This window comes from Bifidobacterium sp. JNUCC 75 (assembly GCF_054819865.1).
This window is the reverse complement of the sequence record NZ_JBTHIF010000001.1, coordinates 1,332,784-1,344,204: the sequence shown is the minus strand read 5'-3', so window position 1 is coordinate 1,344,204 and position 11,421 is coordinate 1,332,784. Positions and strand designations below refer to the sequence as shown.

Genomic DNA, 11,421 nt, shown 5'->3' with positions numbered 1-11,421 from the left:
TTCGTTGCCAATAGGCTTGTTCCTGCTGAAATTCACCGTTTATCCTGCGCAGAAGCCCAGAAGTCGTCCAGGAGGGCCGCCGTCTCCTCAGGCCTATCGATGTTGGGACAGTGACCCGCATCCGCAACCACCTCATAGCGGGCACCCAGTAGGCGGGCCATCCTTGCCTGCCAGTCCTGGGGCCAGGCGAAGTCGTCGTGCTCGCCATGAAAAACCATCATGGGCAGGCCGGTGGCAGCCAGCTGCTCGGTCCTGTCATGCAGGTCGGCCAGCTGGTCTATGGCTCCGATGAGCTGGTCCCGGCTGGTCCGCTCTGCCCGAAGGCGCTGGAATCTGTCTTGCGGATTCAGCTCCTCGTCCGGCAGGCTGGCCCTGTCCGGATTGTCCAGCCTCCACAGGTCCCCGCCAGGATGATCCAGGAGCCGCTGACGCAGGTCCGCCTTCCGGCCCGGCCAACCGTGGGGGCCGGACGACATGAGGGTGAGGCTGGCAAAGAGGTCAGGTTCGGCCAGAAGGGCCGCCTGGGCAACCACCCCACCGAAGCTGTGCCCCAGGAGGTGAATCCGTTTAGCCCCGGTGTGCTTGATCAGAATACGGGCAACATCCACGGCGTCACCGGCCGTGGCCCGCCTGTCGTAGGCAGTCTTACCACGAGGAGCTACCGAGTCTGCCTGCCCCCTCTGCGAGTAGGACCAGACATCCCAACCGTCCCCTCCCAAGATGGAGCTGATCTGGTAGAAGTCTTCCTTGGAACCGGTGAAGCCGGGAATCATCATGGCCACTCCACGCGCTCCTCTTACCCCCTTGGGGGCATGGAGGGCGGTCAGGTCGCCCACGGGGGCATGTATGACCATGGGTTCAATGTTTTCCGGCAGGGGTAGTTCCCCAAAGGGCACACCCCTGTCCACGGCATGGTGGGATATCATTGTCTCTCCTGTAGCTTTCTGCCTTCAGGCCTGCGTGCGCAGGCTGGGGATGGAGTCGAGCAGCTTAATCGTGTAATCGTTCTCTGGATGTTGGAGGACCTGGGCCGTCTGCCCCCGCTCCACCACCGTGCCCTTGTTGAGGACCATGATCGAATCGGTGATCAGCCGGGCCGAAAGGAGGTCGTGGGTAATGTAGAGCATGCTCACATTCAACCGGACCCTCAAGTCGTCGAGGAGGGCCAGGATTCCGGCTCTCAGGGTCATGTCCAGCATGGAGACCGGTTCATCGGCCACCAGGACGTGGGGGTTGCTGGCCAGCGCACGTGCTATGACCACCCTCTGACGCTGCCCTCCCGACAACTGGTGGGGAAGTTTGGCGGCATACTGTTCCACAGGGGTCAAGCCCACCGTGTCCAGGAGTTCCAACATCCGCCTGCGGGCATCGTCACCCCTCAGGTTCGTGTAATTGAGGATGGGCCTGGTCAGCGTGTACTCCACCGTGTGGAGGGGGTTGAGGGCCGAATAGGGATCCTGGAAGATCATCTGGATGTCGGAACGCAGAGACCTCAGATCCTTGCGCCGCTTCATCTGATCCACACGCCTACCGCCCAGGGTGATGTTGCCTGAGGTTGGCCTTTCCACACCAGTGAGCATTTTGGCTATCGTGGACTTGCCGGATCCGGATGCCCCAACCAGCGCCAAGGACTGGCCCGGGGAGAGGGTGAAGGAGACATTGTTGACGGCGGTCACTGAATCCTCACCCCGCTTGCGGGCGGGATAGATTTTGGAGACGCCGGTCACCGTGACCGTCATGTCTTCCTCATCGTCGGCCTGTGGAGGGGTTCCGCCAACCGAGCCGGAGGCGGCGGCCTCATCACGCGGCTTCAAACCGGGCACTGAAACGTGTTCGGCTCTGGGGTCTCCATAATGGCTGAGGAGCATCTTGGTGTAGTCGTCCTGGGGATCGGTCAGGATCCGCTCGCTGGGTGCATCCTCCACGATCCGCCCGTTGTGCATGACCAGGACCCTCTGGGTGGACTCGAGGACCACACCGAGGTCGTGGCTGATCAGGATGGCGGTGAAGCCCTCCTGTTTCTGCAGCTCTCGGATGGTCCCCATCACCTCGTGTTGGACCAGGACGTCTAGAGCGGTGGTCGGCTCATCAAACACCATGAGCTTGGGCTCCAGGGCCAGAGCCAGGGATATGGAGACTCTTTGCCTCATACCGCCCGACAGTTCGCCCGGATAGGCGTTGAGAACGGAGTCCTGCAGACCTACCTTCTCTACCAGCTGCCTGGAATGGGTCTCGTAATCCTTCTTCTCCACATTCCCATGGGCCTTGTAGATGTCCACGAAGTGCTTGCGGACGGTCCGCACTGGGTTCAAGGCGTTCATGCCCGACTGAAGGACCATGGCGAATCCGCCGCACCGCTGCCTACGAAGCTCCTCCTGGCTGAGGGTGGTAATGTCCTTGCCACCAAAAAGCACACGCCCCTTGCTGATCCGGGCCGGCGGCTTGGAGAGTCGTGTGACGGCGAAGCCCAGGGTGGACTTGCCCGACCCCGACTCCCCGACCAAGCCCACGAATTCACCCTGATCCAGCGAAAAACTCACGTCCTCGACTGCCTTGACCGGTTCCTGGTCGGGGCTGTCATATTCGACGGACAGGTTCTCGACACGTAGCAGTTCCATCATGCCTTCCCTTCACGCAGACGGGGGTTGCTCAGGCGGTCCACACCGAAGTTGATGAAGGTCATGGAGACCGCCAGGAGGGCGACCATGAGACCGGGCGCCAGCAGGAGTGCCCACTGGCCGGTCAGAATCACATTGTTGTTCTGGGCCCAGTAGAGCATGGTGCCCCAGCTGACCGTGGTTGAGTCGCCCAGGCCCAGGAATTCCAGGCCTGCTTCCGACAGGGCGCCGGAGGTGGCCGCACCGAAGAAGTTGTTGATGATCAGGGAGAGCATATTGGGAAAGATCTCATGGAAGATAATCCGCCAAGAACTGTCCCCGCTGAAGGCTGCTGCAGTGACGAAGTCCCTGGAACGCAGGGACTGGGTCTGCGAGCGCAGGACCCGGGACCCCCAGGCCCACCCGGTAAGGACGATAACCAATATGATCACGCTCATGCCTCCATTCTGGAGGTAGGCGGCAATGATGATCATCAGGGGGAGGGAGGGAATGACCAGGAAGAGGTTGACGATGAAACCGACGAACTCCCCGGCGAAGGAGCGGATGTAGCCCCAGCTCAGGCCCACCAACACGGCTATGCAGGTGGATAGGAGGCCGGAGACCATGGCCACCATGACGGAGACCCTTCCGCCCCACAGGAGTTGGGAGAGGACGTCCTGCCCGTTACTGGTGGTACCCAGCCAGTGCTGGGCACTGGGTCCGATGCTGGCCTCGAAATCGCCCGCCTTGGGATCATAGGGGCTGAGCCAGGGGGCGAAGAGGGCCGAAAGGACAATCAGGGCCAACAGGACCAGGCCGAACCTGGCCTTGGGCACCTCCCAGACCGTCTTGAACCCCTTGCCTATCACCTCCAGGGCCCGAAGGACAGGATTCTGGCCCCTGGCAGTACGGGCCTGCGGCCCTTGAGGGTCATCCCCGTCCCCCTGGGCGGAAGTCTGCATCCCTGTGCTGACGATGCTGTTCGTCATCGTCCTCACCTCCTCGTCCTCGGGTCAAGGACCCCGTAAAGAATGTCCACGATGAAGTTGGCCACCAGCACGCTGATGGTGATCATCAGGAAGATAGCCTGCATCAGGGGGTAGTCCTGGTTGGTCACGGCCTGATAGAGGAGGAGGCCGACCCCCGGATAGTTGAAGACCTGCTCGACCAGTAGGGAACCGCCGACCACGCCGCCCAGCACCAGACCGAAGGAGGTCAGGTTGGGAAGGAGGGCGTTCCTGGCCGCGTACTTGAGCATAACCGTCCGCTGACGCAGGCCGTTGGCTTCAGCGAAGGTGACGTAGTCATCACCCAATGTGTTGATCATGGTGTTGCGCATGCCCATCACATAGCTGCCCAGGGAGGTCAGCAGGATGGTCAGTGCCGGCAGTATGGAGTGCTCCACGGCGTCAGATATGAAGTCCATCGAGAAGTTGGGTATCGCGGTGGACGAGTAGGCGCCGGAGGTCGGGAAGATGCCGGCCTTGTAACCGAGGAAGAAGAGGAGCATGAGGGCCAGCCAGAAGGAAGGGAAGGCCGAGAGGAAGGAGCTGGAGATCGTACCAGTCACGTCCACGGCGGTCCCCCGCCTCCAGGCCATGAGAGCCCCGAGTGCAGTCCCGATGATGAAGGAGATAATCGTGACCAGCCCTACCAGTGTCAGGGTCCAAGGAAGGGCCGCCCCCACCAGATCCGATACGTTCTGCGGGAAGTTGCTGTACGAGACGCCAAAGTTCAGGTGGACCACATCCCCCAGATACTGCCAGTACTGGCTGAGCAGGTTGCCCTTGGGCATGCCCAGTTGGGCTTCTATGGAAGCCCTGACCTCAGGAGTGACCGGCCCGTTCTGGGACAATTTGGCTATGGCCGCGTCGGCAGGTGATCCAGGCATCATCCTGGGCAGTATGAAGTTGACGGTTATGGCCGCCCAGAGGGTAACGAAGAATAGACCAATTTTCCCGAAAAAATATCGCACGTGACGACCTTTCATCCGTCAGGGGCGGGGGCGGCCCAGTAGGCAGGCCAGGAGGGACTGGCTGTCCCGACGGCCCGGCAGGACCGCCACCGAACCAGCCCGCTCCCCTTCTGCCCTTATGGGCCCGGCCTCTCAGGCCTTCTTGATATGGGTTACCACCATGAGGACCGACTGGGTCCAGGTGCTGGGTGAGGTGTAGGGGTCGTCCTCACTGGGCCAACCCGTGTAGTTCCGTGTGCTGAACAGGCCCCAGAGACCGCCGTAGAAGAGACCGATCACAGGCACATCGTCGTAGACGATCTGCTGGAGCTGGTCGACTATGTCCTTCTGGGACTTCTCATCGGCCGCCTGCTTGAGCTGGGCCAGGAGTTCATCGGCCTTGGGGTTCTTGTAGCGCTCGAAGTTGGCGTTGGCCGACTGACCCACAGGAACCGCGAACTCACTGTTGAGCAAGCCGTTGTAATCCTGGAAGACGCTGCCGGTGCCTCCGAAGGAGGAGATCAGGAGGTCATAGTCGCCATTATTCTGCGCCTGTGTGTATGCGGCGGGCTGGGGCTGGGTGAGCTTGACGGCTATACCCAGCTTGGTCAGCTGGCCCTGCATGGTCTGCACCCCGCGCAGCCAGTCGGTGTAGCCGCTGGGCACGGTGATGTTGACCTCGAGCTGCTTGCCGTTGGAGTCCACCAACTGGTCGCCCTGCTTCTTGTAGCCGGCCTTGGCGAAGTACTCCAGGGACTGGGCCTCGTCCTGGGAGACCTTCCCCTTGTTGGGAATGGAATCGTTGACCCACTTGTCATGGTTGGGCAGGATGAGGCCGGTCTGAGTGGCACCGTCCACATAGCCCTCCTCGGCATCCTTGGCGATCTTGTCGCGGTCAAGGGCATAGCTGAGGCCCTTGCGGAAGTTCACGTCGCTGAAGGGGGCCTTGGTCAGGTTCGGGTAAAGGGAGACTGTGCCACCCGGGGGGAACCAGTAGTGGTTGTGCTGCTTGTCAGCGCCCACCCAGGTCTTGTCCACGTTGTTGATGAAGGAGTAGGCCCAGTCATACTTCTTGTTGACCAGGTCCAACTGCTTGTTGGAGGCGGGCAGGACGATAGTGTCGGCCGCAACCTTCTCGGCCTGCCAGTAGTCCTTGTTCTTCGCCAGGGTGTATTGGTTGGGCTTGAAGGTGCCCAACTTATACGGGCCAGTCCCGACGGGGTTCTCATTGGTCCACTTGAGGGGGTCCTTCACATCCTTCCAGATGTGCTCCGGGACGATGTTCTGCTGGCTGACGATCGACACCGCAGGCACGTCGTTGTCCTTGAAGTGGAAGGTCACCTTGGAGCCTGAGGCCTCAAGGGAGGAGATGTGCTGCCAGACCCCCAGGGAGTCCATGGCTGCATCCTTCTTGACCAGGTTGAAGGTGAAGACCACGTCCTGCGCCGAGAATGGCTTGCCGTCGCTCCACTTGACCCCGTCACGAATCTGGAACTCGACCGTCTTGGGGTCCACGATCTTGTGCCCGCTGGCCAGGAAGGGGGTTGAGGTCCCATCGAGGCTGTTAACCACCTCGAGGGGTTCGTAGATGAAGTTGATGCCTATCCTCTTGCTGGTTGAAAATGGGTTGAAATTACGGGTGAAAGTTGGACTGCCACTGTCACCGCCGAAGAGGATCTGATTGCCTGCGGCAGCCTGCTGCGTTTCTCCGGACTTACTTCCGCACGCCCCCAGTCCCAAGAGGGTGGCCCCCGCAACCAGTGTTGCGAGGATCCTCACCGCCACTGTTTTCCGTCTCATATGTCTCCTTTGTCCGCATTGACATTCACGGGCCAAATCCGTCCTCTACTATCGGAGTCCAGTCGGCGCGTATATGCACAAGTGGGCTCCCGGATCTGCACGGCTTCCTGTGACCGGACCGGATCGACCATCGCACTTTCTAGTGTATGCGCTTACATTTGAATGCGCAAATCTGCTTTTGTCATGGGATTTTTAGCGTATGCTTTCCTTAGATTACTTAATAAAGTCATCCATATTGCCAGATAAAAGGAAAATGTTAGCGCTATCAAATTCCACGGTCAATTACACGTTTCAATGATATGCTGTATGCGATGTATGAAAGAGGGAAAGCGGATGGCAAGGAAACCGACCGTCTACGATGTCGCCCGCGAGGCCGACGTATCCATAGCCACCGTCTCCAGGGTCCTACGCACTCCGGAGAAGGTAAGGCCCGAGACCAGACAGACCGTACTCAAGGCCATAAACCTCCTGGGCTACCTCCCAAGCGGTAGCGCACGGAGCCTAGCCGCCCGGCGGACCAATACCATAGGCCTCTTCCTGCCCAACATCGACCAACTGGACCAGATCAGCGACTTCGAACTGGTCACTGAGGATGCCGCCGACATAGTCGTCGACCCACCCCACGCCCAGGAGAACAATTCTGATTCCCTCTACTTCGACGAGGTCTTGAGGGGGTGCGAACTGGAATCCTGGCGGCAGGGCCTCAGCCTCATGGTCAGCATCGGCTTGAAGGGGAAAGATGGCGACATCCCCCAGCTGATCAACAGCATGTCAGAAAAGGTGGACGGCCTGATTGTCCTGGCAAGGTCCGTACCTGACAACGTCCTGGCCTTCCTGCGCAAACGCCTGCCCGTGGTCATAATTGCCAATGCCACGATCAGCCAGGAAAGCGAATTCGACCTGGTCCGCGTGAGCAACCGCAAAGGCATGTACACCCTGGTCAGGCACCTTTTCGAGAAACACCAGGTACGACGAATGGCTTACATAGCGGGGACGGATGATTCTCCAGACAATGGAAAACGATACGAAGGGTTCTGTGAGGGTCTGAGATCAGAGGGGCTGGAACCCTCGGCCTCACCAATCTACAGGGGACAATTCTCCCAATCTGTCGCCTACCAGATTGCCACCAGCCTGGCCAGGCAGGGTACGCTCCCCCAAGCTCTGGTGTGTGCCAACGACCAGATGGCGCTTGGGGTCCTGAGAGCCCTGTCAGATGCGGGTATAAGCGTTCCCGACCAGGTCATCGTCACCGGGTTCGACGGAATCAAGGAGGCCGCCGTCTCCCAGCCTCGCTTGACCACGGTCCGCCAGCCCATGGTCGATCTGGGCCGGGCCGCCGTCTCCACCCTGGTCAGGCGCCTGGGCTCGCCGGAGGATCCGCCTATTTCCACTGAGCTCCCCGTGAAGGTCCAACTCCGGGAGAGCTGCGAGGGGACCATGATCTGACCCATGCGGTCTGATCGGTCAGTGAATTCGACAGGTATATCCTCTCAGCGGGAGCAATCAGCGTGACTTAACCTGGCGGAAGGGATTATTGTGCCGCCTCCGCCTGCCTCCGCTGTGCCTGTGATCACCGCTGCGGTAAGTGCGACCGCCATCGTCGAAACGACCGCCATCGTGGCGACCCCGCCCACGAGCTCCGCCTGCACGGCCACGATTGCCTCTGCCTCGGTGACCACCGGCTTGGGCGGCATGATTGGAGTCGGCATAGCTGTGCCGCCTACGCCCGTCGAAGGGGCGATCCTCATCTAGCCCATCAGCCCACTTGCGGTGGGGATTCCTCCCATCACCATCAGATCCCCGGCCAGAATCCCTCGGCCGCCTGTCGAACCGCTTGTATCCCCGTCTCCCGCGGGCGGGCCCACCGGATCGACGGCCACGAGAACCGGTCTGCTTGCCGTCCTGTGATCCTCGGCTTCCAGCCATGGCGGCCTCCAAGGACCAGCCCTCAACCAGGGGGGCGTGAGGTCCCACAAGATCACCCACCTCCTGGGAGTTGGCCGTGACCCCGACCGGCTTGGCATCTATATGGGCCATACGCAGCATCCGTCGTGTGTCTCGCCGCTGATCAGGCAGGACGACCGTCACCACGTCGCCGGAGTGGCCAGCCCTTGCCGTGCGCCCGGAACGGTGGAGGAAAGACTTGTAGTCGGCCGGGGGGTCAACCTGAACCACCAAATCCACCCCACTGACATCCATACCCCTGGCCGCCACATCGGTGGCCACCATGACCCGGACCAGACCTTCCGAGAAGGCCTTGAGGTTCCGATCCCTCTGCCCCTGGGAGAGGTTGCCGTGCAACTGGACGGCAGGGATGCCGTTGTCAATCAGATTCTTGGCCAGCTTCTTGGCTTGGAACTTGGTCCTGGTGAATAGGATCCTCTTGCCCTGCCCTGCGGCAAGCGTGCGGACCAGGTCGTGCTTGGCGGCCTGCGTCGTCTCGAAGATGTGGTGGGTCATCAGATCCACATGCTGGGTGGCCGAATCCACCTCGTGAATCTTGGGATCCTTGAGGAAACGCTTGACCACGGCATCCACACCATGATCCAGGGTGGCCGAGAAGAGCATGCGCTGACCGCCCGGACGAACCTGGGCCAGAATCCGCTCCACAGCGGGCAAGAAGCCCATGTCGGCCATCTCATCAGCCTCGTCCAGCACGGCGATCTCCACGTCCTCCAGACTGAGCTTGCGCTGGCGGAGCAGATCCTCCAAGCGACCCGGGCAGGCCACCACAATCTTGGCCCCGCGCCGAAGGGCATCGACCTGACGACCCTGGCCAACACCTCCGTAGACTGTGCAGGTCCGCATGCCGCAGGCCTGGGCCAGGGGGTTGAGAACCTCGTCGATCTGATTGGCCAGCTCGCGGGTGGGAGCCAAGACAAGACCACGCGGGCGGGGCAGACTGCCGGATCCGGCGGCGCCCCCGCGACCATGGCGGGCCTGTCCTCCCTCGCCAGCAGCCAGTCGAGCCACCAGAGGAATGCTGAAGGCCAGGGTCTTGCCGGAACCGGTCCGCCCCCGTCCCAGGATGTCACGGCCAGCCAGGGCATCAGGCAGGGTGTCCCGTTGGATGGGGAAGGCGCTGGTCTTGCCGTCCTTGCGCAGGACTCGGACCAAGAGCTCAGGTACCCCCAGCTGGTCGAAAGTCATAGGTTCTACGGCAGATTGGCCGGAATTGGACGAATTGGAATCGGGCATGGATGAAGCAGTCACAATGACCTTTCACAACAGGGAAGAAAACGGTGCTGTCGGTCGACAGTTCGCAGGCCGCGTGCAAAGCAGAGAATGACGAATTTCGCGCAAGCGGTTTCCCCGTACTCAAAGCAATCAGGCGACGATCAGCCGCAGCTCTTGGGCGAGCGGCCAACCTGTATACGATAGCACAGGCCCCTCACCCATCTCAGGAGCGTACGCTCCAGACGATCAGCGATTTGGACTCCGTGGGGTCGGCCTCGTCATGCGTTGTGTCCTGCCGCCAGAGCCGGGCCCTGCTGGAACGCCTGACTTCGACGACCCGGCCGTCGGCAGCGGCTGCGAACATGCTGGATCCCTGTGACTGGTGGGAGCGGCGCAGCTGGCGCCTCAGCTGGCGATTCTCCTCGGCCAAGGCCAGGATCCTGGTCACCCCGGCCAGGTTGATGGACTCGTCCTGGCTCAGATGCTGGGCCTGGCCCAGCCGGTCCAGATCCCGCAGGGAGTATCGGCGCGCACCCCCCTCGGTCCGTTCCGGCACAATCAGACCCAGCCTGTCATATTGGCGCAGGGTCTGCGGATGGATGTTGGCCAACTGCCCGACCTGGCCAACACTGAAGACCGGCAGCTCGATGTCCAAACCAGCATCGTCAGCAGCATCCAGGCTGATGTGCCCGGCCACCAGACCGCGAGCGCAGGCCAGATAAATCCGCCTGGTCTCGGGATCCACCCTGACCATGATCATCACTCCTTTCCGCTGCTCGTTCCGACTTGATCCGGCATCCGGATCTTCATATCTTCATGCGCTCCCCGGCGATCTGCTCGTCGAAGTCACCGCTTGCCTTGGCAAAGTCGCGCATGGCCTTCTTCTGGGCCATGCCGAGCCGACCGGGCATGCGGATCTCAAGGCGCCCCACCAGGTCGCCCTTGCCGCGCCGGTCCTGAACCCCCTTGCCGGCGATGCGAATCTCGTCGCCGCTGGAGGAGCCAGCCGGAATCTTGAAGGTGACGATCTGGTCATCGATGTCCCGGGCCTGGACCTTGGCCCCCAGGGCCGCCTCAGCTACCGTCACCGGCAGGATCATGACCAAATCCCTGTCCTTCATGGTGAACCGTTGGCTGGGCTGGACGCTGATCTGCAAGTAGAGGTCGCCATTGGCGCCCCCGTCCCTGCCAGGCCGACCCTTGCCAGCCAGCCTGATCCGCTGACCGTTGCGCACCCCGGCGGGGATATGCGTCTTGAAGCGCTTGCCTCCCACGCTCAGGGAGACCGTGGCCCCTTTGACTGCCTGACGGAAGGACAGCCCAATTTTCGAGTTGCGATCCTCTCCCTTGACAGGCCTGAGCCTGCTCTCCTGGTAAGCGGTCCGACCGCCACCGCCGGCACCCCCGCCGAAGGAGGAAAAGATGTCAGCAAAGTCGGGCTGTCCGGAACCATCGCCGAAACGGATGCGGGTTCCTCCCGGCGCCCCGGCCCCGCCGAACATGGAGCCGAAGATGTCCGAGAATGCATCGGTGTTGAATCCGCCCTGGCCGGAGCCCCCGGCGAACCGGGCTCCCCCCATGCCGAACTGGCGGATGGCATCGTACTTCTGACGCTGCTCCTTGTTGCTGAGCACGTCGTAGGCCTCGGAGATGTCCTTGAACTTCTCCTCGGCCTCCTTGGTCTTATTGAGATCGGGATGGTATTTGCGGGCAAGCTTGCGGTAGGCCTTGGTGATCTCCGCTTCGCTGGCGTCCTTGGAGACACCAAGGACCTTGTAATAGTCCTTGCTCAGCCATTCATTCTCAGCCATCCATGTCTCCTTTCCTCATAAGCTACGAATATATCGAATTGGAATCCGCCCTTTCGCGTGCGGCGGCGGGCGGGATCATAAC

9 protein-coding genes are annotated in these 11,421 nt (G+C 61.3%); 1 reads left to right on the top strand and 8 read right to left on the bottom strand.

Annotated elements, in window-relative coordinates; genetic code table 11:
• Positions 1 to 32: 32 nt before the first annotated feature.
• The 5 genes from ACVWNW_RS05495 to ACVWNW_RS05475 all read right to left on the bottom strand — a co-directional run bounded on the left by ACVWNW_RS05495 (position 33) and on the right by ACVWNW_RS05475 (position 6,351).
• Positions 33 to 926, bottom strand: a complete 894-nt coding sequence (locus ACVWNW_RS05495) for an alpha/beta fold hydrolase (RefSeq protein ID WP_052733233.1) — start codon at positions 924 to 926, stop codon at positions 33 to 35.
• Positions 927 to 950: 24 nt separating this feature from the next.
• Positions 951 to 2,621, bottom strand: coding sequence for an ABC transporter ATP-binding protein (locus ACVWNW_RS05490; protein WP_261252807.1), 1,671 nt, complete (start codon positions 2,619 to 2,621; stop codon positions 951 to 953).
• Positions 2,618 to 3,586 carry an ABC transporter permease gene (locus ACVWNW_RS05485; protein WP_454481553.1) on the bottom strand — a complete coding sequence of 323 codons (969 nt, stop codon included), beginning with the start codon at positions 3,584 to 3,586 and terminating at the stop codon, positions 2,618 to 2,620. The genes ACVWNW_RS05490 and ACVWNW_RS05485 overlap by 4 nt, the downstream gene beginning before the upstream one ends.
• A 5-nt stretch (positions 3,587 to 3,591) precedes the next feature.
• Positions 3,592 to 4,572 (bottom strand): ABC transporter permease, encoded by a 981-nt coding sequence (locus ACVWNW_RS05480; RefSeq protein WP_454481551.1) that lies wholly within the window; start codon positions 4,570 to 4,572, stop codon positions 3,592 to 3,594.
• A gap of 132 nt (positions 4,573 to 4,704) precedes the next feature.
• Entirely contained in the window at positions 4,705 to 6,351 is a 1,647-nt protein-coding gene (locus tag ACVWNW_RS05475; RefSeq protein ID WP_454481549.1) for an ABC transporter substrate-binding protein, read from the bottom strand.
• A gap of 333 nt (positions 6,352 to 6,684) precedes the next feature.
• On the opposite strand from ACVWNW_RS05475, the gene ACVWNW_RS05470 reads away from it, so the two are divergent.
• Complete coding sequence (locus ACVWNW_RS05470; protein WP_046322252.1) at positions 6,685 to 7,797, top strand: LacI family DNA-binding transcriptional regulator; 1,113 nt, start codon at positions 6,685 to 6,687, stop codon at positions 7,795 to 7,797.
• 57 nt (positions 7,798 to 7,854) lie between these two features.
• Here ACVWNW_RS05470 and ACVWNW_RS05465 read toward each other — a convergent pair whose 3' ends face one another.
• The 3 genes from ACVWNW_RS05465 to ACVWNW_RS05455 all read right to left on the bottom strand — a co-directional run bounded on the left by ACVWNW_RS05465 (position 7,855) and on the right by ACVWNW_RS05455 (position 11,339).
• Positions 7,855 to 9,549 carry a DEAD/DEAH box helicase gene (locus ACVWNW_RS05465; protein WP_454483397.1) on the bottom strand — a complete coding sequence of 565 codons (1,695 nt, stop codon included), beginning with the start codon at positions 9,547 to 9,549 and terminating at the stop codon, positions 7,855 to 7,857.
• 202 nt (positions 9,550 to 9,751) lie between these two features.
• Positions 9,752 to 10,282, bottom strand: a complete 531-nt coding sequence (locus ACVWNW_RS05460) for a heat shock protein transcriptional repressor HspR (RefSeq protein ID WP_110424916.1) — start codon at positions 10,280 to 10,282, stop codon at positions 9,752 to 9,754.
• 52 nt (positions 10,283 to 10,334) lie between these two features.
• Positions 10,335 to 11,339 carry a DnaJ C-terminal domain-containing protein gene (locus ACVWNW_RS05455; RefSeq protein ID WP_144178253.1) on the bottom strand — a complete coding sequence of 335 codons (1,005 nt, stop codon included), beginning with the start codon at positions 11,337 to 11,339 and terminating at the stop codon, positions 10,335 to 10,337.
• Positions 11,340 to 11,421: the final 82 nt, after the last annotated feature.

What these genes read in the sequence shown, in the direction of transcription:
- ACVWNW_RS05495 (WP_052733233.1), bottom strand. Translation starts at nt 926, where the DNA reads ATGATATCCCACCATGCCGTGGACAGGGGTGTGCCCTTTGGGGAACTA.
- ACVWNW_RS05490 (WP_261252807.1), bottom strand. Translation starts at nt 2,621, where the DNA reads ATGATGGAACTGCTACGTGTCGAGAACCTGTCCGTCGAATATGACAGC.
- ACVWNW_RS05485 (WP_454481553.1), bottom strand. Translation starts at nt 3,586, where the DNA reads ATGACGAACAGCATCGTCAGCACAGGGATGCAGACTTCCGCCCAGGGG.
- ACVWNW_RS05475 (WP_454481549.1), bottom strand. Translation starts at nt 6,351, where the DNA reads ATGAGACGGAAAACAGTGGCGGTGAGGATCCTCGCAACACTGGTTGCG.
- ACVWNW_RS05470 (WP_046322252.1), top strand. Translation starts at nt 6,685, where the DNA reads ATGGCAAGGAAACCGACCGTCTACGATGTCGCCCGCGAGGCCGACGTA.
- ACVWNW_RS05465 (WP_454483397.1), bottom strand. Translation starts at nt 9,549, where the DNA reads ATGCCCGATTCCAATTCGTCCAATTCCGGCCAATCTGCCGTAGAACCT.
- ACVWNW_RS05460 (WP_110424916.1), bottom strand. Translation starts at nt 10,282, where the DNA reads ATGGTCAGGGTGGATCCCGAGACCAGGCGGATTTATCTGGCCTGCGCT.
- ACVWNW_RS05455 (WP_144178253.1), bottom strand. Translation starts at nt 11,339, where the DNA reads ATGGCTGAGAATGAATGGCTGAGCAAGGACTATTACAAGGTCCTTGGT.